The sequence below is a fragment of the Jannaschia faecimaris genome (assembly GCF_900107415.1).
Classification (GTDB): Bacteria; Pseudomonadota; Alphaproteobacteria; order Rhodobacterales; family Rhodobacteraceae; genus Jannaschia; species Jannaschia faecimaris.
Map to the genome: position 1 here is coordinate 144,271 of NZ_FNPX01000005.1, position 21,595 is coordinate 165,865.

Annotated in this window: 22 protein-coding genes; 6 read left to right on the forward strand and 16 right to left on the reverse strand. The window is 65.5% G+C overall.

Translation table 11 applies throughout. The features are described from left to right. Positions 1 to 13 precede the first annotated feature (13 nt). The 13 genes from BLV27_RS07940 to BLV27_RS07990 form a co-directional block, all read right to left on the reverse strand. Entirely contained in the window at positions 14 to 796 is a 783-nt protein-coding gene (locus BLV27_RS07940) for a crotonase/enoyl-CoA hydratase family protein (RefSeq protein WP_092644662.1), read from the reverse strand. Then, positions 793 to 1,644, reverse strand: coding sequence for a hydroxymethylglutaryl-CoA lyase (locus BLV27_RS07945; protein WP_092644664.1), 852 nt, complete (start codon positions 1,642 to 1,644; stop codon positions 793 to 795). The genes BLV27_RS07940 and BLV27_RS07945 overlap by 4 nt, the downstream gene beginning before the upstream one ends. Next, a complete protein-coding gene (locus BLV27_RS07950) occupies positions 1,637 to 2,278 on the reverse strand; it encodes a glutathione S-transferase family protein (protein WP_092644666.1) in 642 nt (213 codons plus the stop codon). Before BLV27_RS07950 ends, BLV27_RS07945 begins: the two co-directional genes overlap by 8 nt. Further along, positions 2,275 to 4,206, reverse strand: coding sequence for an acetyl/propionyl/methylcrotonyl-CoA carboxylase subunit alpha (locus tag BLV27_RS07955; RefSeq protein WP_092644668.1), 1,932 nt, complete (start codon positions 4,204 to 4,206; stop codon positions 2,275 to 2,277). The genes BLV27_RS07950 and BLV27_RS07955 overlap by 4 nt, the downstream gene beginning before the upstream one ends. Further along, positions 4,206 to 4,331, reverse strand: a complete 126-nt coding sequence (locus BLV27_RS20015) for a hypothetical protein (RefSeq protein ID WP_280140297.1) — start codon at positions 4,329 to 4,331, stop codon at positions 4,206 to 4,208. Before BLV27_RS20015 ends, BLV27_RS07955 begins: the two co-directional genes overlap by 1 nt. Next, positions 4,328 to 4,756 carry an ASCH domain-containing protein gene (locus tag BLV27_RS07960; protein ID WP_092644670.1) on the reverse strand — a complete coding sequence of 143 codons (429 nt, stop codon included), beginning with the start codon at positions 4,754 to 4,756 and terminating at the stop codon, positions 4,328 to 4,330. Before BLV27_RS07960 ends, BLV27_RS20015 begins: the two co-directional genes overlap by 4 nt. Before the next feature lie 46 nt (positions 4,757 to 4,802). Next, on the reverse strand, positions 4,803 to 6,407 hold the full coding sequence (locus BLV27_RS07965) for a carboxyl transferase domain-containing protein (RefSeq protein WP_092644672.1): 1,605 nt from the start codon (positions 6,405 to 6,407) through the stop codon (positions 4,803 to 4,805). Next, positions 6,404 to 6,544 (reverse strand): hypothetical protein, encoded by a 141-nt coding sequence (locus tag BLV27_RS19315; RefSeq protein WP_170831389.1) that lies wholly within the window; start codon positions 6,542 to 6,544, stop codon positions 6,404 to 6,406. Before BLV27_RS19315 ends, BLV27_RS07965 begins: the two co-directional genes overlap by 4 nt. Next, positions 6,544 to 7,050, reverse strand: coding sequence for a lysozyme inhibitor LprI family protein (locus BLV27_RS07970; RefSeq protein WP_170831390.1), 507 nt, complete (start codon positions 7,048 to 7,050; stop codon positions 6,544 to 6,546). The genes BLV27_RS19315 and BLV27_RS07970 overlap by 1 nt, the downstream gene beginning before the upstream one ends. Continuing rightward, entirely contained in the window at positions 7,047 to 7,529 is a 483-nt protein-coding gene (locus BLV27_RS07975; RefSeq protein ID WP_092644676.1) for a lysozyme inhibitor LprI family protein, read from the reverse strand. The genes BLV27_RS07970 and BLV27_RS07975 overlap by 4 nt, the downstream gene beginning before the upstream one ends. Before the next feature lie 186 nt (positions 7,530 to 7,715). Beyond that, positions 7,716 to 8,879, reverse strand: a complete 1,164-nt coding sequence (locus BLV27_RS07980) for an isovaleryl-CoA dehydrogenase (protein WP_092644678.1) — start codon at positions 8,877 to 8,879, stop codon at positions 7,716 to 7,718. A gap of 237 nt (positions 8,880 to 9,116) precedes the next feature. Continuing rightward, positions 9,117 to 10,286, reverse strand: a complete 1,170-nt coding sequence (locus BLV27_RS07985; protein WP_092644680.1) for a DegT/DnrJ/EryC1/StrS family aminotransferase — start codon at positions 10,284 to 10,286, stop codon at positions 9,117 to 9,119. After that, a complete protein-coding gene (locus BLV27_RS07990; protein ID WP_092644682.1) occupies positions 10,283 to 10,954 on the reverse strand; it encodes an HAD-IA family hydrolase in 672 nt (223 codons plus the stop codon). The genes BLV27_RS07985 and BLV27_RS07990 overlap by 4 nt, the downstream gene beginning before the upstream one ends. Positions 10,955 to 11,046: 92 nt before the next feature. Here BLV27_RS07990 and glmU point away from each other — a divergent pair, with 92 nt between their 5' ends. The 3 genes from glmU to BLV27_RS08005 are packed head-to-tail and all read left to right on the forward strand — an operon-like array spanning position 11,047 to position 14,872. Next, positions 11,047 to 12,396, forward strand: coding sequence for a bifunctional UDP-N-acetylglucosamine diphosphorylase/glucosamine-1-phosphate N-acetyltransferase GlmU (gene glmU, locus BLV27_RS07995; protein WP_092644684.1), 1,350 nt, complete (start codon positions 11,047 to 11,049; stop codon positions 12,394 to 12,396). After that, a complete protein-coding gene (gene glmS, locus BLV27_RS08000) occupies positions 12,396 to 14,201 on the forward strand; it encodes a glutamine--fructose-6-phosphate transaminase (isomerizing) (RefSeq protein WP_092644686.1) in 1,806 nt (601 codons plus the stop codon). The genes glmU and glmS overlap by 1 nt, the downstream gene beginning before the upstream one ends. Then, positions 14,198 to 14,872 carry a DNA alkylation repair protein gene (locus tag BLV27_RS08005; RefSeq protein WP_092644688.1) on the forward strand — a complete coding sequence of 225 codons (675 nt, stop codon included), beginning with the start codon at positions 14,198 to 14,200 and terminating at the stop codon, positions 14,870 to 14,872. Before glmS ends, BLV27_RS08005 begins: the two co-directional genes overlap by 4 nt. Positions 14,873 to 14,876: 4 nt before the next feature. On the opposite strand, the gene BLV27_RS08010 is transcribed toward BLV27_RS08005, so the two are convergent. After that, positions 14,877 to 15,641, reverse strand: coding sequence for a DUF2189 domain-containing protein (locus BLV27_RS08010; protein WP_092644690.1), 765 nt, complete (start codon positions 15,639 to 15,641; stop codon positions 14,877 to 14,879). Between the two features lie 157 nt (positions 15,642 to 15,798). Here BLV27_RS08010 and BLV27_RS08015 point away from each other — a divergent pair, with 157 nt between their 5' ends. The 3 genes from BLV27_RS08015 (at position 15,799) to BLV27_RS08025 (ending at position 19,978) form a co-directional block, all read left to right on the forward strand. After that, positions 15,799 to 17,049 (forward strand): aspartate kinase, encoded by a 1,251-nt coding sequence (locus BLV27_RS08015; protein ID WP_092644692.1) that lies wholly within the window; start codon positions 15,799 to 15,801, stop codon positions 17,047 to 17,049. Positions 17,050 to 17,395: 346 nt separating this feature from the next. Beyond that, on the forward strand, positions 17,396 to 19,627 hold the full coding sequence (gene ptsP, locus BLV27_RS08020; protein WP_092644694.1) for a phosphoenolpyruvate--protein phosphotransferase: 2,232 nt from the start codon (positions 17,396 to 17,398) through the stop codon (positions 19,625 to 19,627). Between the two features lie 63 nt (positions 19,628 to 19,690). After that, on the forward strand, positions 19,691 to 19,978 hold the full coding sequence (locus tag BLV27_RS08025; protein ID WP_092644889.1) for a DUF1330 domain-containing protein: 288 nt from the start codon (positions 19,691 to 19,693) through the stop codon (positions 19,976 to 19,978). A 3-nt stretch (positions 19,979 to 19,981) separates the two neighbouring features. Here BLV27_RS08025 and BLV27_RS08030 read toward each other — a convergent pair whose 3' ends face one another. Further along, positions 19,982 to 20,749: a FadR/GntR family transcriptional regulator gene (locus tag BLV27_RS08030; protein WP_092644696.1), complete on the reverse strand. Its 768-nt coding sequence runs from the start codon at positions 20,747 to 20,749 to the stop codon at positions 19,982 to 19,984. Between the two features lie 104 nt (positions 20,750 to 20,853). Next, on the reverse strand, positions 20,854 to 21,504 hold the full coding sequence (locus BLV27_RS08035; RefSeq protein WP_092644698.1) for a YiaD family glycine zipper/OmpA-like lipoprotein: 651 nt from the start codon (positions 21,502 to 21,504) through the stop codon (positions 20,854 to 20,856). Between the last annotated feature and the right edge of the window lie 91 nt (positions 21,505 to 21,595).

Genomic DNA, 21,595 nt, shown 5'->3' on the forward strand with positions numbered 1-21,595 from the left:
ACAGGTCCGCGCATCACGCGGACCAGCGCGGCTTTCGCTTGTCGAAGAACGCTCCCACGCCCTCCGACGCCTCATCCCCGTCCCATCGGGCGGCCAGCGCATCGACGGTCGCGGCAATCGCGTCCTCGTCGATCACAGGCCCCAAAGATCGCGCCAACCGCTTGGCATCCGCCACCGCACCCGGGGCGCAGGACAGGTACGGGGTGACCTCCGCCTCGACCGCCGCATCCAGGTCTTCAGCCGCGACAACCTTCGACAGGACGCCCAACTCCACCGCCTCGGCTGCGTCGAACCGGCGGGAGTTCATAAAGACCCGCCGCGCGGGCCCCTCGCCCATCCGCGCGACCACGTAAGGCCCGATGGTCGCAGGAATCAGCCCCAGCCGTGTCTCGGTCAGGCCGAACAGGGCTCCTTCGGCCCCGATTGCCACGTCCGAGACGCAGCAAAGGCCCACGCCCCCGCCGAAGGCCGCCCCCTGAACCCGCGCGATCAGCGGTTTTGGCATCGTGTTCAGCGCCTGCAACATCCCGGCCAGCCGCTTGCCCTCGACCGCCCGTGCCGCAGGCTCCGCATCGAATTGCGCCCGCATCCAGCGCAGATCGCCGCCCGCGCAGAACGACCGCCCCGTCCCCGTCAGCACCATGACCCGGCTGTCATCCGCGCCCAGCGTCCGCGCCAGCTCGGTCAGCTCGTCCATCATCGCCGCCGAGAGCGCGTTGTGCGTGTCCGGCAGGTTCAGCCGCACCGTCACCACGCCGCGATCGTCGCGCGTCACATCAAGTGTTTGATAGGTCATCCACGCATCTCCCGCGCCATTTGTGCCGCCTTGGCAATCACCGCCGCATCCAGTCCAGTGACGAACCCCGCAGCCTCCAGATGGCCCATGACGGCCTCCGTTGCCACGTTGCCCGCAGCACCCGGCGCATAGGGGCAACCGCCCAGCCCACCCACGGCCGCGTCGAATACCCGCAGGCCCCGTCCAAGCGCCACATCCACATTGTCGAGCGCGCGCCCCGCAGTATCGTGGAAATGACCAGCCAGTTTGGCAGCCTCCATCTCCTCCAGCACGGTCGCGAGCATCGCGTCCACCCCCTCGGGCGTTCCCCGCCCGATGGTGTCGCCCAAGCTGACCTCATAACAGCCGAGCGCCTGCATCGCGGCCACCACGGTCGCCACACTTCCGGGGGCAACGGGGCCGTCAAATGGGCAATCCGTTACGCAGGAGACATAGCCCCGCACAGGCATCCCGTCCCGCCGCGCGGCTTCGACCACCGGAGTGAACCGCTCCAGACTTTCGGCGATCGTGGCGTTCAGATTTGCCTTGGAGAACCCTTCCGATGCGCTGGCGAAGATTGCAACTTCGTCCACCCGCGCCGCTCGCGCGCCCTCGTAGCCCCGCAGGTTCGGCGTCAGCGCCGCATAGGACACGCCCTCGGCCCGGTCGATACCCGCCAGAACCTGCGCCCCGTCAGCCATCTGCGGCACCCATTTCGGGCTGACGAAGCTCGCCACCTCGATCCTCCGGAACCCACCTTTCGAGAGACAATCGATCAGCGCGATCTTCTCGGCCACCGGAATCATCCGCTTTTCGTTCTGCAATCCGTCGCGCGGGCCGACTTCGAAGATTTCAACGAAGTCAGACATCGGGCACCTCGTAAAACTCCTGCGAATAGAGGCCGGTTTCATCGTTGGCCCTTTGCCATGCATCGCGCGCCTCGATCCGCGCGAACCAAGCCGCCATCCGGGGCCGGTCACCGATCCGGTGGAACCGTCGCGCCATCATCACCGCCTGCCCGACGGCCACATCCGCCGCAGAAAATTCTGACAATAGCCAGTCACCCGTCAACCGCGCGTCGATCGCGTCAAAGCATTTGCCGACTCGCGCCGCCTCCAGTTTCATCACCACGGGGGAACGCATCGACGGGTCGCGCAGCATGATGTGGCTCTGGGTCAAGGCGGCGGAGTGTTGGGAAATCGTTTCGGCAAAATGGAGCCAGATCAGCCAATCCGCCCGCTCCGCGTCGCCCGGCGTGCGGCCCAGCCGCCCAAACCGCTCGCACAGGATTTCGATGATGGCCCCCGCTTCCCAATACGACCGGCCGTCCATCTCAAGCGCCGGCACACGGCCAGCGGGGTTCAGCGCAAGAAAGTCGTCCGAACGAAGCGTCTTGTCGAAGGGCCAGACCCGCACGTCAAAGTCGATACCCAACTCGTACAGCAGCCACAGCACCCGCTGCGACCGGCTTTGCGGCACGTGGTGCAGGACGATACGGCTCATGTCTCTTCCATCCGCACCAGCGCGGAGCCCGCTTCTACCTGATCTCCGGCGGCAACCAGCAACTCGCCCACGACCCCGTCATGCGGGGCCACCAGCGTGTGTTCCATCTTCATCGCCTCCAGAATGGCCAGCCGCGCGCCCGCCGCGACCTCGGCCCCAGCCTTCACGAAAACGGCCTTCACCAGTCCGGGCATCGGTGCCTCCACCACGCCCGAAGCCGCGCCGCCCGCCGCGGCCACGTCCAGCGGATCGGGCACGGAGAAGGAATAGACGTTGCCCCAGAACACGTGGACCAGGCCGGGTGCATGCCCGATCTCGGCGGATACCGGGGTGCCGTCCACACGCCAGCCGCCGTCGCGGGTCACCTCGTGTGCGGCCTCCCCGACCGTGACGCGATAACGGTCCCCGCCCAGCCCCTCGACGCGCGCACTGATCTCCTCGTTCTGCCAAAGCATATTGGCCGTCCAGGCCATCGGCACCCAGAGGTGCAGGCCCTCGGCCCCCTGCCCCCGGTCCAGGCCTAGCGCCGCCAGCGCCGCGATCGACCGCGCGCGGCTGCACGGCACGGGCCGCGCCGACAGGGCTTCGACATCCCGGTCGATCAACCCGGTATCGACCTGCCCTGCGCGAAAGCCTTCGTGTTGTGCCAGCCTGCGCAGGAACGACAGGTTCGTCACGGTCCCCGCAACCTGCGTTGTCGCCAGTGCGCGCTCCAATGAAAGCAACGCCGTCGCCCGCGTTGGCCCCGACACAACCACCTTGGCGATCATCGGATCGTACCACGGCGAGATCACGTCCCCCGGGCGCACCCCCGTTTCCGCCCGGGTGCCCTCAGGGAACCGCAGATGCGTCAGCGTGCCGGTCTGCGGCAGGAACCCGTTGCTGGCGTCCTCTGCATAAAGCCGCGCCTCGAAGGAGTGGCCCGTGATCGACAAATCTTCCTGCCGGGCGGGCAGGCCTTCGCCCGCCGCAACCCTCAGTTGCCATTCCACCAGGTCGACGCCGGTGATCGCCTCCGTCACCGGATGCTCCACTTGCAGGCGCGTGTTCATCTCCATGAAATAGAACCGGTCTGCGCGAAGCCCCTCACTCGCATCCACGATGAACTCCACCGTCCCCGCACCGGCATAGCCGATGGCCTCGGCGGCGCGGACGGCGGCCTGCCCCATGGCGTCGCGCATCTCGGCGGTCATGCCTGGGGCGGGGGCTTCCTCGATCACCTTCTGGTGGCGGCGCTGCAGCGAGCAATCCCGCTCGAACAGGTGCACGGCGTCCTTGCCGTCGCCGAACACCTGCACCTCGATGTGGCGCGGCGTGGTCACCCATTTCTCGATCAGCACATGGGCGTTGCCGAAGGCCTTCTTGGCCTCCGACTGCGCGGCCTCCAGCGCATCGGTGAACCCATCGGGTGCCTCGACCTTCCGCATCCCCTTGCCGCCACCGCCCGCGACCGCCTTGATCAGCACCGGATAGCCGATCTTCTCAGCCTCGCGGGCAAGGTCACCCGGATCCTGTCCCGCACCCTGATATCCCGGCACGACGGGTACGCCCGCCTCCTCCATAAGCACTTTGGCCGCGTCCTTCAGCCCCATCGCCCGGATCGCCTTGGCCGACGGCCCGATGAAGACAAGCCCCGCCGCCTCCACCGCCTCCACGAACTCGGGGTTTTCCGACAGAAAGCCGTACCCCGGATGGATCGCCTGCGCGCCCGTCGCCCGCGCCGCCTCGATGATCGCATCGCCCCGCAGATAGCTGTCCGCCGGGGCCGCCCCGCCCAGTGACACCGCCGCATCCGCCATCTCGACGTGCCTTGCGCGGGCGTCCACGTCGGAGTGCACGGCCACCGTCTGCACGCCCAGGCGACGGCAGGTGTCTATGACCCGACAGGCGATCTCACCCCGGTTCGCAATCAGGATTTTCGTGAACATCACGTCTCCTCCAATTCGTTACGCGCGCCGTGATCGTCTGCGGCAAGGACGGCACCTCGGACATCGGGCTGCGGGAATCGACCGCAGGTGCGACGGTCGGCACGCACCGGGGGCGGACCGGTCACTCTCCGCCCCCTGCAAAATCCTCGACGATCCGAAACCGCTCGCACATGATCTTCATGTCCGCCGACCAGCCGCCCGTCCGCTCAAAATACGCCCGGTAGGCTTCCCGCCAGTGCGCAAGGTCCCGGAACTCGCCCTGCGCCGCGACGAAATCCTCGTCCATCTCCGACCAGCGCCGTGTCTCGACCTCAACCGTCTCGACCATGACAGCGGGCCGGCCGTCCCACTCGAGCGCCACATCACGCCGCCCCACTTCGGGCCAGGCGTCGCCCTTGTCGCCGTAGTGGTGCGCCGCTTCGCAGGTCGCGGTCTTCCGGCCTGCGCGCACCAGCGCAAGAATCTCGGCGGATAACGCTTCCGAGTCCCCGAAACGGAACGTCTCCGCCTCGGGGTTCGCGTCGATGATCTGTTGCAGACTTCTGGTCATTCTTCGCTTTCCAAATACTCCCGCCGGAGGCGGTCACCGCCGCCAATCACATGCGGAACACGCCGAAACGGGTTTCCTGAAGGGGGGCATTCAACGCCGCCCGCAGGGACAGCGCCAACACCTTCCGCGACTGGCGCGGGTCGATGATCCCGTCGTCCCAGAGCCGCGCGGAGGCATAGAGCGGGTGCGACTGGCGTGCGAACATCTCCTCGGTCGGGCGTTTGAATGCGGCCTCATCCTCGGCTGACCACTCCTGCCCGGCCCGCTCCATGGCATCGCGCTTGACCGTGGCCAGCACCCCCGCGGCCTGCGGCCCGCCCATGACGGAGATTCGCGAATTGGGCCAGGTCCACAGGAACCGCGGCTGATAGGCCCGCCCGCTCATGCCATAGTTCCCGGCCCCGAAGGACCCGCCCACCAGCATGGTGATCTTGGGCACATTCGTCGTGGCCACGGCGGTGACCATCTTGGCACCATGGCGCGCGATGCCCTCGTTTTCGTACTTCTTGCCAACCATGAAACCGGTGATGTTTTGCAAGAAAACCAGCGGGATATTCCGCTGCGAACACAGTTCAACGAAATGCGCACCCTTCGCGGCGGCCTCGGAAAACAGCACGCCATTGTTGGCAACCAGGCCGACTGGCATCCCCTCGACATGGGCGAACCCGGTCACCAGGGTCTCGCCGAACCGTGCCTTGAACTCATCAAAGCGCGACCCATCGACGAGGCGCATGATGACCTCGCGGATGTCGTAGGGCGTGCGCAGATCGCCGGGCACCACGTCCAGCAATTCCTCCGGATCGTACGCCGGATCGTCGAAGGTGACCTCGGCTACGTTGCTCAGCGGGTCGCGGTTCAGGTTCCCGACGGCCTGCCGCGCAAGGGCCAGCGCATGGGCGTCGTTCTCGGCCAGGTAATCGGCCACGCCGGACAGGCGCGTGTGCACGTCGCCACCGCCCAGTTCCTCGACCGTGACGACCTCCCCGGTCGCGGCCTTCACCAGCGGGGGACCCGCAAGAAAGATCGTTCCCTGTTCGCGCACGATGATGCTGACGTCCGACATTGCGGGCACATAGGCACCGCCCGCCGTGCACGACCCCATGACGACGGCGATCTGTGCGATGCCCTTCGCGCTCATCCGCGCCTGATTGTAGAAGATGCGCCCGAAGTGATCGCGGTCGGGGAAAACTTCGTCCTGATTGGGCAGGTTCGCCCCGCCGCTGTCCACCAGATAGACACAGGGAAGGCGGCATTCCTCGGCGATCTCCTGCGCGCGCAGGTGCTTTTTGACGGTGATCGGGTAATAGGTGCCGCCTTTTACCGTGGCGTCGTTGCACACCACCATGACATCGCGGCCGTGCACCCGGCCGATCCCCGCGATCGCCCCGCCGCCCGGCGCGACGTTATCGTACATGTCGTACCCGGCGAAAGCACCGACTTCGAGGAAGGGTGATCCGGGGTCGAGCAGGCCCGCAACCCGGTCGCGCGGCAGCATCTTGCCGCGCGACAGGTGCCGGTCGCGGGATTTTTGCCCTCCGCCCGCCGCCGCAGCCTCTGCGGCGGTGCGGACCTCGGCCAGCGCATCGAGGTGGGCGGCCCGGTTCGTCTTCGCTTGATCGGAACTGGCGATGAGCGATGAAGTGAGTTTCATGGGGTCATCCCTTCAAGATGGGAAAGCTTTCGCAGGCGACCTGCGATGTCTGTAATTTGGAACCCGCGGTGGATCATCGCGGCCTGGCGCGCAAACGCTGTGCCCGTCAGCAGGGTTAGAACCATCATCAGGCGCATCAAAACTGCTCCCAGCGGCTGCGCAGGTCCAGTACCCGCGTCGCGGTGTGGTCCAGCATGCAGGACGCGTATTCGATATGGCGCATGGACCCGGAGCCCCAGCTTGCCGCCGCGGCGGTGCAGTCGGCGTCGCGGAAAGCAACCCAAGCGCGCTGCGCCGCCACGAGTGTCTCGTCAGCGTGGCTGAACACCCCGTCGAAATACGGGCGCTCGGCCTCGTCCAGTGCCTTGGCCGCCGCACGGTGGCGGGGCCAGTCAGAGTTCAGCACCTCGTCCCAAAGGCCGTTTTCCATCATCGTGCAGCCCGACATTCCGAGGGTTGTCTGCCCTCCCTCGTCGGCCTTCATGCAGGCCGTCGCGATCTTGCCGATGCAGTCACGCAATTCCCCCGGTTCCGCGTCGGGGCGGCCGAGGCAGGCGTCGAACGCCATCCGATAGGGTTCCGGATCGGCAGACTGCGCCCAGCCAGGCGTCGCCAGCAGCAGCAAGGTCGCAGCGCGGATCATCTGCCCTGCCCCGCCAGTTCGGCATCCAGACGCAGCGCCTGCTCCGCCGTCAGGCGCATCAGGCAATCGGTTGCCGCAGGGTTGCCGCCTGTACCGCCACCGAAGGTCGTGCGGATGAAGTCGCACTGTGCATCGCGCCATGCAATCCAGGCCCGCTGCGCCGCGCGGAGCGCGGGCGTCATGGCCGGTGCGGCGGACCCATAGCTCTTCAGTTCCGCGTCTTGCGCTTCAGTCAGATCAATCAGCACGCCATACACACGGTTCAACTCGGCGTCCCAGAACGTCAGTTCAGCGCGCAGACAAAACCCGTATCCAACGTTGCTCCCGGTCTGAGCGGAGCAGGCCGCCGCTTCATCACCAACGCAGGTGGAGGGGGACGCACTGTCAAGGCAGGCCTGCACCTGCGTCTGATCGAAGGGCACATCCTGCGCAGCAGCGGGTACGGCGACAAGGAGGGCGAGAACAAGCCAACGGGTCATGTCGACCTCTGAGCCACGTCGCCACAGGGTTTGAGGTTGACGCCTTCGCGCCGAACATCGCAACGGACGGTCCCCAGCCTGTTCACAGCGCCACCTGCGCAGCGTCACCCAAACGGAAATCGGCGAACTGGAACATCGCGGGATGCCCAAGGCAAGTCAGGGCAGAAACAATGTGGAAAGATCCATTCACCCCATTGCTCCCATCAGTTCCCGACCCACCAGCATCCGGCGGATCTCGGATGTGCCCGCCCCGATTTCCATCAACTTGGCATCGCGGAACAGGCGCGCAACGGGGCTGTCGGCCATGAAGCCCGCTCCGCCCATGGCCTGCACGGCCTGATGCGCCTGCTTCATCGCCTCTTCGGAGGCGTAGAGCACGCAGGCCGCCGCATCCTGCCGCGTCACCTGCCCCCGGTCGCAGGCCTTGGCCACTTCGTAGACATAGGCGCGGGCCGAGTTCATTGCGGTGTACATGTCCGCGATCTTGCCCTGCATCAGCTGAAAGCTTCCAATCGGTTTTCCAAACTGCTTGCGCTCGACCATGTAGGGCATGATCGCGTCCAGACAGGCGGCCATGATGCCGGTGCCGATGCCCGCCAGCACGACACGCTCGTAATCCAGACCTGACATCAGTACGTTCACGCCGCGCCCCTCCTCGCCAAGAATGTTGTCGAAGGGGACTTCGACGTCCTCGAACACCAGCTCGGCCGTATTCGAGCCGCGCATCCCCATCTTGTCGAAATGCTTGGAGGTGCTGAACCCCGTCATCGACTTTTCGATCAGAAAGGCGGTGATGCCCTTGGACCCGGCTTCCGGGTCGGTCTTGGCATAGACCACCAGCGTGGAGGCGTCGGGGCCGTTCGTGATCCAGTACTTCGTACCGTTGAGAATGAAGCGGTCGTTGCGCTTCTCGGCCCGCAGTTTCATGGACACCACGTCCGACCCGCTGCCCGCCTCGGACATGGCAAGCGCGCCGACATGTTCGCCGGAAATCAGTCCCGGCAGATATTTTGCCTTCTGCTCCGCCGTACCGTTCAGCGCGATCTGATTCACGCAAAGATTTGAATGCGCGCCATAGGACAGGCTGACCGAGGCGGAGGCACGCGCGATTTCCTCGACCGCGATGACATGGGCAAGGTAGCCCATACCGGCCCCGCCATCGGCCTCGGGCACGGTGATGCCCAACAGCCCCAACTCCCCCATTTCGGTCCAGAGGTTGGCCGGGAATTCATTGGAGGCGTCGATTTCGCCAGCAAGCGGCGCAACACGGTCCTGCGCCCAACGGTGGACCATCTCGCGGAGGGCGTTGACGTCTTCGCCCAGATCGAACTGCATGGTGGCGTTGAACATCGAGTCCTCCCAAGGAATTGAACGCTTGTTCAGTTAATAGCGCGGGTCCCGCCCCCTGTCTACCAGACTCGACACGCACCGATGCAAAAAGGACGCGATCCGCCCGCATTTAAACGGCGAGGAGTTCAGCGGGGCGGCACTTCAAACGTCACTGCATCGGGTCGGCGGGCCATCCCTGAGCCGTCGGGAATGTCGTTCATCCGTCTGCGGCTGGTAAACTCAGCGGCACAATTCTTGTCAAAGGTGCTTCTTCGCCTCGTCCGCAACGATGCCGGTGATCGTCGCACAATCGTCCAAATCGAAGGTCAGCGGTACGCGCATGTCCAGCAACCGGGCCAGGATCGCGTCGGTCTGTGGCAGGGACTGTGCCTCGACATAGGCCCAGTGGTGGTGGGCCGAGGTGAAGCCCTGCGCCGTCGCATGACCAAACCACTTCCACTCTACGCCCCGCGCAACGCAACCGGCGATGAAGTCGGGGACGCGCGCCGGATCGTCCGCCAGAACCTGGATGGAGGAACCGACGTAGCTTTCATCCTTTGCCCGCTCGATCACGCGCAGGCCCGGCAAGTTGCGCAGCCCCGACTCCAGCGCGTCGTACCGCGCGTTCCAGCGGCGTGCCTGTTCGGGAAGGTCCGCCACCTGCGGACGGAGGATCGCGGCGCGCAATTCGTCCATCCGGCCCGAGACATTCGGCATCTCGCCCTTGTGGCGGGCAAACACCTCTTCATCTGGGGCGGTGCCATTACGGGCGTAAAGCATGTAGCTGCCCGACAGCAGGATCATCTTCGCGGCAAGGTCCGGATCATCCGTCACGATCAACCCGCCCTCGCCCGAATTGACGTGCTTGTATGTCTGGCAGGAATAGCACCCGACCGCGCCCCAGCGCCCCGACGGCACCCCGTCCCACGCCGCCCCCATGGTATGCGCGCAATCCTCGATCACGGCGACACCGGCGGCATCGCAGATCGCCATCAGCCGGCGCATATCCGCGATATGGCCGCGCATGTGACTCAGCATCAGAACGCGCGCCTGACCGGCCTTGGCCTCCAGGTCGTCAAGGTCGATGCATAGGTCTTCACCGACTTCGACCAGCACGGGCTTTGCCCCCACGGCGGCAATGGCACCCGGTACCGGGGCCAGTGTCCAACCGTTGGTCAGCACCGGATCGCCCGGCCCCACACCCAAAGCCCGCATCGCACACCCCATGGCATAGCCGCCCGAAGCCACGGCCAGCGCATGTTTCGCGCCAGTCTGCGCGGCAAATTCGTTTTCCAGCGCCGCGACTTCCGACGGGTCGGCCCCGTAGCGATGCAGCGCGCCCGAGCGCATGACGCGGACGGCGGCTTCGATCGCGGGTTCGGGGATCGGCTCCTGCCGCGTAAACGGTTTGGTGAAATTTTCCGTCATGGGATCAGGGCCTCCAGTACGCTTTCGAGATCGGCATAGTCGTGCAACAAGGCCTCGGGGGAAAGATCGGCGACCGACGCACCAGCAGGCGCGAAAGTTACCAAAACACAAGGAATGCCCGCCGCCGCCGCCGTCTTGCGGTCGGTCACGGTGTCCCCGATCAGCACGGTCCGGTCGCGGTGCCCGTCGCAGCGGCGCAGGGTTTCCCAGAAGTGCTCCGGGTCGGGCTTGCGTACCGGCAATGTGTCCGCGCCGACCAGCGCATCGAACAGGTCCGTCGCACCCAAGGCTGACAGAAGCTGTGCCGCCAACCCCTCGGGCTTGTTGGTGCAAATGCCAACTGCGTCGCCACGGGCGCGCAACCGGCGCACGGCATCCAAAGCGCCCGGATAGAAGGTGGTGTGCCGCGCGATGTTCCGGCCATAGGCCGTCAGCAACGGCTGATAACCCGCATCCACAACATCCTCGTCGACCGGGCCAAGCCGCGACAGGCCCAGCCGCAGCATCGCGCGCCCCCCCTTCAGCGCCGTCGCCTGATCGTGGGGAACTGAAGGATCGAGCCGGGCCGCCACACCCAGATCGACAAAAGCCGCATTGGCCGCCGCCAAAAGGTCGCCGGACGTGTCCGCAAGCGTGCCGTCCAGGTCGAAGATCACGCAACGTTTCATCCAAGGCACCTTTCCGCCGTCGTTTCCTGCGCCCGGGTTGCGGCGCGCTCCCCCTGCGGTAGAACGGCGAACAACCAAGGGAAAGACATTTGATGCCGACCGCGTTGATCATTCTGGCCGCCGGACAGGGTAGCCGCATGCAGTCCGGCTTGCCGAAAGTCCTTCATCAAGTGGCTCATGCGCCGCTGCTCGTGCACGCGTGGAAGTCGGGGGACAGCGTCGATCCTGAACGCACCGTGATCGTCGCGGGCCATGGTGGCGAGGCGGTCGCGGCGGCGGCGCGGGATCACGATTCGGACGTCGCCGTGGTTCGCCAGACCGAACAGTTGGGCACGGCCCATGCCGTGGCGCAGGCACGCGAAGCGCTGGCCGGGTTCAAGGGTGACGCAATCGTGCTTTATGGCGACACGCCCTTCATTCAGCCCGATACACTGGCCGCGATGCAGACCGCCCGTCGTGACGGTGCCGACGTCGTCGTCCTGGGGTTCGAGGCCGCCGATCCGGGCCGCTACGGTCGGCTTGTCGCCGATGGCGACCGGTTGGAGCGGATCGTGGAAGCCAAGGACGCCTCGGCCGATGAGCTCTCCATCACGCTATGCAATTCAGGCGTCGTGGCCGCTGACGTGCAAACCCTGTTCGGGTTAATCGACCAAGTGGGCAACGACAATGCCTCGGGCGAATACTACCTGACCGACATTGTTGGATTGGCCCGCGCGGCCCGCATGTCGGCGCGCGTCGTCGTCTGCGACGAAGCCGAAACCATGGGAGTGAACACCCGTATGGACCTCGCCGCCGCCGAGGCCGCCTTCCAGACGCGCAAGCGGTTGGAGGCGATGGAGAACGGCGCGACATTGACGGCACCGGAAACCGTGTACTTCGCGCACGACACTCATATCGGGCGCGATGTTGTCATCGAACCGCACGTGATCTTCGGCCCCGGCGTCACCGTCGAAAGCGGGGCCACCCTGCGCGCGTTCAGCCATCTGGAGGGGTGCCACGTTTCCGACGGTTGCATCATCGGGCCTTATGCACGCCTGCGACCCGGGGCCGAATTGGACCGCAACGTGCGCGTGGGGAACTTCGTCGAGGTGAAGGCCGCGACGATCCATGAAGGTGCCAAGCTCAACCACCTCAGCTATGTCGGCGACGCGGAGGTCGGCGCGCGAGCCAACGTCGGCGCGGGCACCATCACCTGCAATTACGACGGCGTATTCAAACACCAGACCATCATCGGCGAAGAGGCCTTCATCGGGTCGAACACCGCATTGGTGGCCCCGGTCACCGTGGGCAACGGCGCGATGACTGGCTCGGGCAGCGTTATCACCCAGGACGTGCCCGACGGCGCACTGGCGCTCGGGCGGTCGAAACAGGTCAACAAGGATGGGTTCGCGCACCGGCTGATGGCCAAGTTGCGCGCGACCAAGGCAAGGAAAACAAACTGATGTGTGGAATTATCGGCATTCTCGGCGATCACCAGGCCGCACCCATCATGGTCGATGCGCTCAAACGTCTCGAATACCGCGGCTATGACAGCGCGGGCATCGCCACCGTCGCGGACGGCGTGTTGGACCGGCGGCGCGCGATGGGCAAACTTGTGAACCTGGCCGACCTTCTGGTCACCGACCCGCTGGCCGGCTTTGCGGGCATCGGGCACACGCGATGGGCGACGCATGGCGTGCCCTCGATCGCCAACGCGCACCCACACCGCGCCGGCCGCGTCGCCGTCGTACACAACGGCATCATCGAGAATTTTCGCGAGTTGCGTGCCGAACTGACCGGTACGGGCGAGAGCGAAACCGACAGCGAAGCCATTGCGCGCACATGCGAGGGTTTCATGACCCGCGGGATGTCCCCCCGCGAGGCCGCCTTCGCCACCATCGACAAACTGAAGGGGGCCTATGCCCTGTGCTTCCTGTTCGAAGGCGAGCCGGACCTGTTGATCGCCGCCCGCGCCGGACCGCCGCTGGCCATCGGGCACGGGGACGGTGAGATGTTCGTCGGTTCCGACGCGATCGCACTTGGGCCGCTGACCGACAGGCTGACGTACCTCGAGGAGGGCGACCGCGCCGTCGTGACACGGGCAGGCGTTCAGATCTTCGATGCCAAGGTGCATCAGACCCACCGTGAGATGCGCCGGGTCCGTATGGAAGCCACCCGGATCGAGAAAGCCGGGCACCGGCACTTCATGGCCAAGGAAATCCACGAGCAGCCGCAGACGCTTTCGGACGTACTGAACACGTACATCGACGGCGCGCGGGTTAAGCTGCCGACCGACTACGACTTCGCGGCGACAGACCGTATCCAGATGGTTGCCTGCGGCACCGCGCATATCGCCTGCACGGTCGCGAAATACTGGTTCGAGGCGCTGGCCCGATTGCCCGTGGACGTCGATATCGCGTCCGAATACCGCTACCGCGAAGGCCCGGTGGGGCCCGACACGACCGCGCTGTTCGTCAGCCAGTCAGGCGAAACCGCCGATACGCTGGCCGCGCTGCGCTATGCCAAGGGGCAGGCGCGGGCGATCCTGTCGGTCGTCAACGTGCCCGAAAGCAGCATCGCGCGGGAGTCGGACATCGCGTTCCCAATCCACGCCGGCGTGGAAGTGGGTGTCGCCTCGACCAAGGCTTTCGTGAACCAGCTTGCGATGCTGTTGGCTCTGGCCGTGGCGGCGGGCGTGCAGCGCGGCAAGATCGACGCCGCGCGCGAAGCGGAACTGGTTGCGGGCCTGAAACTGCTGCCCGGCATCATGGCTCAGGCCCTGACCATCGAGGACCGCTGCGAAGCCTTGGCCTCCAAGCTGGCCGAGGCGACGGACATCCTGTTCCTGGGCCGTGGCCCGATGTACCCGATGGCCCACGAAGGCGCGCTGAAGCTCAAGGAGATCAGTTATATCCATGCCGAAGCCTACGCCTCCGGCGAGCTGAAGCACGGCCCCATCGCCCTGGTAGACCGTACCTTGCCGGTCGTGGTCTTCGCGCCGATGGACCCACTCTTCAACAAGACCGTCAGCAACATGCAGGAAGTCATGGCCCGCGAAGGCCGGGTCCTGCTGGTGACCGACAGCGACGGGGCCGCGCAAGCCTCTGATGGCGTGTGGGAGGTTCTGGTGATGCCGACGGTCGATCCGGTCTTCGCACCGCTCGTCTATGCCGTACCCGCGCAGCTTCTAGCGTATCATACAGCGGTGCACAAAGGGACCGACGTGGACCAGCCACGCAATCTGGCCAAGTCGGTAACCGTCGAATGAGCGGCGAGGACGCCGTCGAAGGTCCGGCCGCCCGGCATGCCTTGCAAGCGAAAAAGGCCGAAATCGTCGAGGCACTGCGCAATCTCGGAGAGACCGACCGCGCCGCGAAGGACCGCGCCGCGAACCGGACAGACAGGGAAACCTGGGGCGTTCCGGGGGAGGCGCTGAACGAACTGGCCAAGGACCTGCGCGGAGCATTGTCGGTGGATCAGCGTGTGCTGATCGCCGATGCGATCTGGCGGGACGGCGTATTTGACGGGCGGCTGCTGGCTTGCAAACTGCTGACGCAGGCGCGCATCCGCCCGGACGGCGGGGCCTGGACGCTATTGTCGGCGTGGGTGTTCCATTTCGACTGCCGCGCGATCGCCGATGCCGGGGCTGGCGCGCTGCAACGCCGTTTGATGGCCGATCCGGAGCGGAGCGAAGTTCTGGACGAATGGGCCGGGGCCTCCAACGTCTGGACAAGGCGCAGCGTCTTCGCCGCGACGGCGGGGTTCGCAAAGCTGGTTCACCCCTCGGACGCCCAGATGGCCGTGCGGGAGCGTGTGCTGGGCTGGGCCGAAACCATGCGGGACGACAAGCGCCCGGTGATCCGTCAGGCGATCGACGCATGGCTGCGCGACCTGTCCAAGCACGACCCCGACCGCGTCGCGGCCTTCCGCGCGGGCTGACCCGTCAGGCCACGGCCCGCGCATAAAGATGCCAACTGGCGTGGCCCAGCACCGGCAGCACCACGAACAGGCCAAGGAACCAAGGCACCATCGCCATCAGGGTCAGGACCGCGATCAGGGCCGCCCACACCACCATGACCGGCAAATTGGCCAGCGTCGTCGACAGGCTGAACCGCATCGCGGTGACGAAATCCACTTCCCGCTCCAGCAGCATCGGCAGGCTGAGCGCCGTCAGCGCGAAAAGCAGGAACGCACAGGCCGCCCCGAACACCACTTCAATCACGACCAGGGCCACGCCCGGCCCATTCAAATAACTGGCCAGCGTCTCGGGTGGGCCAAGCAGGGCCTGCGGCCCCATGATCAGCGCAAAAAGCATGTGGGCGACGAAGCTCCAGAACAGGAAATAGATCAGCATGACCGCACCCGCCCAGGGGATCTGTCGCGTGCGTTCATGCCAAACCACACCCAGCACCGCGCCAAAGTCGAGCGGCGTGCCTGCCTGCAACCGTCGGCTCACTTCATAAAGCCCGACCGCCAGGAACGGAGCCAGCAGCGGAAAGCCCAACGACAGCGTCAGTGTCCAGGTGAACAGACCCGCGCCGAGCTGGATCAGCGCCATGCCCGCGGCCACATAGACAGCCGCAAAGAACAACCCAAAGAGCGGGGCCGCGCGAAAGTCGTTCCACCCGGCGGCAAGTGCCGCGCGCAAGTCGGAAAGGGCCAGCCGTCGCGGAGCGGGCAGGTCGGTTGCGGCGATCGTAGGGGGCATCGGAGGTTCTCTTGCTTTGCTGGCACCGCGCAACCCTGCGCGGGACGGGCACCGCCGTCCTTGACCTGCATCATGGTGTGGCAGTCGGATGACCCGACCTTGCCCCCGGCTGCCCCCTGCCCTAACAGGCGCGGACCCCGAGCGGAGGGACTGGCGCATGGCCCCGGCGAACAAAAGACTGGTGATGAAATTCGGCGGCACCTCCGTCGCAAACCTCGACCGCATCCGTCGTGTCGCCAAACGCGTGGGCGTCGAGGTGGCCAAGGGGTACGACGTGATCGTCGTTGTGTCGGCCATGTCGGGCAAGACGAATGAATTGGTGGGCTGGGTCGGCGAAGCGGGCGGCGCACTGCACGATGCGCGCGAATACGACGCCGTCGTATCCTCCGGCGAGAACGTGACGGCCGGGCTTCTTTCGCTCGTGCTTCAATCCAATGGAATCGATGCGCGCAGCTGGCAGGGGTGGCAGGTGCCCGTGATGACGACCTCTGCCCATTCCAGCGCCCGTATCGAAGATATCCCGACCGCCAACTTCGACACCAAGTTCGCGGGCGGCATGAAGGTGGCCGTCGTCGCGGGCTTCCAGGGCATCTCGCCCGAGGGGCGGATCACCACGCTGGGGCGCGGCGGGTCCGATACGACGGCCGTGGCCTTTGCCGCCGCCTTCGAGGCCGAGCGTTGCGACATCTATACGGACGTCGACGGGGTCTATACGACCGACCCGCGCGTGAGCTCCAAGGCACGCAAGCTGGACCGCATCGCCTTCGAGGAGATGCTGGAACTGGCATCGCTGGGCGCGAAGGTGCTGCAAACGCGCTCGGTCGAGCTGGCGATGCGCTACAAGGTGAAGCTGAGAGTGCTCAGCAGTTTCGAGGAACAGTCGGACAATGCGGGCACGCTGGTCTGCGACGAGGAGGACATCATGGAAAGCAATGTGGTCGCAGGTGTCGCCTTCGTGCGCGACGAGGCGAAGATGACGCTGATCTCAGTCGCGGACCGACCCGGCGTGTCCGCCGCCATCTTCGGACCGCTGGCGGAAGCGGGCGTGAACGTCGACATGATCGTGCAGAACATCGCGGAAGATGGGCGCACGGACATGACTTTTTCCCTCCCGGTCGATCAGGTGGAGCGCGCCGAGAGCGCCGTTCGCGACGCCATGGCCCGCGAGGAAATCAACTTTCACGACCTGATTGCCGACCGGGATGTCTCCAAGGTGTCGGTCGTCGGCATCGGAATGCGGTCCCATGCTGGCGTCGCCGCCAGGATGTTCGCCGCGCTTTCGGCGGAGGGCATCAACATCAAGGTCATCACCACCTCCGAGATCAAGATCTCCGTCCTGATCGACCGCAAGTACATGGAGCTCGCCGTTCAGGCCCTGCACGACGTGTTCGAGCTGGAAAAAGCCTGATCCGACATCTGCGCCCCCGTCCGATCCGGGGCCGTATTCGATAACATTTGTCCGTTATGGCCTTGTTTACCCGGTGTCCGGCAGGATGCGGGCCATGACATATTTCATCCGCTCCCCCGCCTTCTGGATACTGGCCTTCGCCGGTATCGCCCTGCTTCTGCCTGCCCTTGGCACCGATCCGACGCCCATGATCGCGCACAACTAAGGCAGCACTGCCGCCAGACCGGGCATCGTGCCGTCTGCGAGTCGGAAAGGTACGAACTGGCGAGCCCGGTCGTACAGACACCCCTCCACTTCCCCGATCTGCTCCGATAAGGTCCTACCGATTAGGGAGCCGGGGCACGATATGTCAGCGCCAAAAGACAGCGACAGTCGCAAGCTCTTGCGGCGACTTCAGGCCGTTATGGCGGAGGCCGCGGCAGGGCAGGAGCGGCTTGATCGAATCGTGGAACTGGTTGCCACTTCGATGGAAACCGAAGTCTGCTCGATCTACCTGCACCGCGATGAGCAGACGCTGGAGCTTTGCGCGACGCGCGGCCTGAAGGCCGCTTCCGTCCACGTCACCCGGATGCGCGTGGGCGAAGGCCTGGTGGGGCGCGTTGCCCGCAATCGCGCGCCGATCAACACCGCGGATGCGCCCAGCACCAAGGGATTCCGCTACATGCCCGAGACCGGGGAGGAAGTCTTTTCCAGCTTCCTCGGCGTACCGGTACAGCGTCTGGGGGAGCGCCTGGGCGTGCTGGTGGTGCAGTCCAAGGCCGCTCGGGAGTTCAGCGAAGACGAAGTCTACGCGCTGGAAGTTGTGGCCATGGTCTTGGCGGAAATGACCGAACTGGGGGCCTTTACTGGCGAAGGCGAGGCCCTCAAGCCGCGCCACGCGCAACAGGTTCTGTTCAAGGGCGTGATGGGTCAGGAAGGCGCGGCCGAGGGCGTAGTCTACCTTCACGATCCGCGCGTGGTCATCACGAACCCGGTCAGCGACGATCCTGAAAAGGAGTGCGCACGCCTGATGGAGGCCGTCGACAAAATGCGCCTGTCGGTTGACAAGATGCTGTCGCAAGCCTCCGGCGACCGCGAGCAGAAAGAGGTGATCGAAGCCTTCCGCATGTTCGCCTATTCCCGTAGCTGGGTGCGGCGGATGGAGGAAGACATCAACGCTGGCCTGACCGCCGAGGCCGCTGTAGAGAAGGAACAGACCGCCGCCCGCGCCCGGATGCGTGATGCCGATCCGTACCTGCGCGAACGCCTGGCCGACCTCGACGATCTGTCGAACCGGCTGCTTCGGATGCTGACCGGTCAGGGCAACGACCGGGGCACGCTACCCGAGAATGCCGTGCTGGTCGCGCGCAACATCGGGCCGGGCGAGCTTCTGGAATACGGGCGCACGCTGAAGGCGGTCGTTCTGGAGGAGGGATCGGTCGGCAGCCACGCCGCCATCGTCGCGCGGGCCTGGGCCATGCCACTCGTCCTGCAGGCCACCGGCATCACGACCGAGGCCTTGTCCGGCGACACGATCCTGGTCGACGGCGATCAGGGGATTGCCCACCTGCGCCCCGACGACATCGTGCGCAGCGCCTTCGGCGAGAAGCTGGCAATGGCCGAGCAGGCGCAGCAGCGCTACGCCTCCATCCGCGACACGAAATGTGTGACCGAAGACGGCCAGCGGATTGAGCTGATGATGAACGCGGGGCTGATGGCCGACCTGCCATCCCTGCCCACCTCGGGCGCGGAGGGCGTAGGCCTGTTCCGCACCGAGCTTCAGTTCCTGACCCGCAACAGCGTGCCCCGTCGGGGTGAGTTGGCGGGGCTCTACGCCCGCGTGCTGGACGCGGCGCAGGGCCTGCCGGTCACATTCCGCACACTGGATATCGGGTCCGACAAGGTCCTGCCATACATGAAGGCCCAGGACGAGCCGAACCCGGCGCTTGGGTGGCGGGCAATCCGTGTGGGTCTCGACAAGCCGGGCGTGATGCGGATGCAGTTGCAGGCCCTCCTGCGCGCGGCGAACGGGCGCTCGATGAACCTGATGTTCCCGTTCATCGCCCAGATGGAGGAGTTCCTCGAGGCCCGCGCCCATCTTACGCGGGAACTTCACCGCGAAACGTCGCTGGGCCATGCCCTGCCCGAGACGCTGAAAGTCGGTGCGATGCTGGAGACACCGTCACTGGCCTTCGCGCCCCGCCGTTTCTTTCAGGAGGCGGATTTCATCTCGATCGGGGGCAACGACCTCAAGCAGTTCTTCTTCGCAGCCGACCGCGAGAACGAACGCGTCCGCCGGCGCTATGACACACTCAACGTCAGCTTTCTGTCCCTGATCGAGAAGATCGTGGCCCGATGCACCGAAACGGATACGCCCGTCAGCTTCTGCGGCGAGGACGCAGGCCGTCCGGTCGAGGCGCTGTGTTTTGCCGCGATGGGCCTGCGCAGCCTTTCGATGCGCCCGGCGTCAATCGGGCCGGTGAAGAACATCCTGCTGAAAGCCGATCTGGGCCAGGTCCGTAGCGTCATCGACGAAGCCCGTGACGCCGGAGAGCAATCGGTCCGACCCGCGGTCATGGAGTATCTGAGGCGGCGATAGGTGGAGGCCGCGATTGCCGAACGCCTCCGGAACGGGCAGGGTGCAGGGACGGGAGGACCGCCGATGCCAGCCTTCGTTATTTTCGACGTCGATATCCGCGACAAGGACCGCTACCAAATCTTCATGGATGCGGTGAAACCAGAATTGGAAGCGGCAGGCGCGCGCTACCTCGTGCGGGGCGGGGCGCATACGGTCCACGAAGGGGCATGGATGCCGCGCCGGATCGTCTTGCTCGAGTTTCCGACGATGGACGCCTGGAACGAATTTTACAACGGGGACACCTATCGCAACCTCCGGGAGGTGCGCGATGGATGCAGCAGCGCGCGGCTGGTCAGCGTCGAGGGGCTCTGACCGTCACCTGCCGACTTCCTGCTGCAAACGAAGGCGGGCGACATCCTCGTGCCGATCCGCCTCTCTCTGGTCGCTCAGGCAGCCGCGAACGTAGTTCAGATGCGCCTCAACCGCCGCCTTTGCCGCCTCCGGATCACGCGCCTGCAGACCGTCGTTGATCGCCCGGTGCTGGTCCAGCAGAACGTCGCGCGTCGTGCGCTGCTTGAACATCATGGAGCGGTTGTAGAACACACCTTCACGCAACAGATCCATCATCGAACGCATCATGTGCAGCATGATGACGTTATGCGAGGCTTCGACGATCGCCATGTGGAAATCCGCATCCAGCTCCGCTTCCTCCGAGGGGTCGCGCTTGGAATGGGAGGTTTCCATCTTGCGAAAGATCGTGTCGACCAACGCAAGATCGGTGTCCGACCCATGGGTCGCGGCGCGGGCGGCGGCCAGCCCCTCCATGTCACGGCGAAAGGCGATGTAATCGAACAGCGCGTCCTCGTGACTGGCGAACAACCGGGTCAAGGCAGGCGAAAACGCGTTCCCAAGAACGTCGGCGACATAGACCCCGGCCCCGGCCTTGGTCGTCAGCAACCCCCGGTCCTGCAATGCACCCACCGCCTCGCGTAGTGACGGGCGCGACACGCCCAGACGCTCCGACAGTTCACGCTCGGCCGGAAGCCGGTCACCGGGACGCAAGATGCCCCGCAGGATAAGATGCTCGATCTGACGCGTGACCGCCGTCGCCAACTTTTCGGACGTGATTTTCTGGAACGGCATGGGCTCCCCCTCGGATTGGTCAGAAGATATGACCACCGGGGTGGGATGCAACAAAAAAGGCCCCCGATCACAAAACCGGGGGCCAATCTTCGGACGGACGTCGATCAGTTGATCGGCGTTATGATGATTTCCACGCGGCGGTTCTGACGACGCCCTTCGGCCGAGTTGTTCGACGCGATCGGCTGTGCCTCGCCCCGACCGATCGGCACGATGCGGCTGCCCGAGACGCCCTGTTCCAGCAGAACACCGGCGACCGAGCGGGCCCGGCGCTCCGACAGATCCTGGTTGTACGCAGCGGAGCCTTCGCTGTCCGTGTGGCCGATGACCTGAACGGTCGTGTTCGGATACTGCTGCAGGTTGCGTCCCAACGCCCGGATGTCCGATTGCAGATCGGCGCGCAGCGAGGCGCTGTCGGTGTCGAACAGGATATCCTGCGGCAGTGTCACGATCAGCTGCTCGCCCGTGTTACGGATCAGGATACGGTCGTCGCCCAGTTGCGCCCGCAGATCCGCAGCCTGGCGATCAAGCCGGGAACCGATGGCCCCGCCGATCAGACCGCCGACGACGGCACCGGCAGCGATTTCGTCGGCGCGGCTTCCGTCACCCGCGATCGCGCCGGCGGCGGCACCGATACCAGCCCCGATCAGGGCACCATTGCGGGTCCGGTTCGGCTCCCCGGTGGTGGCGTCGACGCAGCCGGCCACGATCATCGTGCCGCCAAGGGCCAGAGCAAGGGGAGCTTTGAAGAAGGTCATGTGTTCATTCCGTTCGTTTTCAGTCGTATCAGTTCACAACGCATGGGTGCGACGCCCGTTCCACCGAATCGCGTAGCACACGGCGAGATGG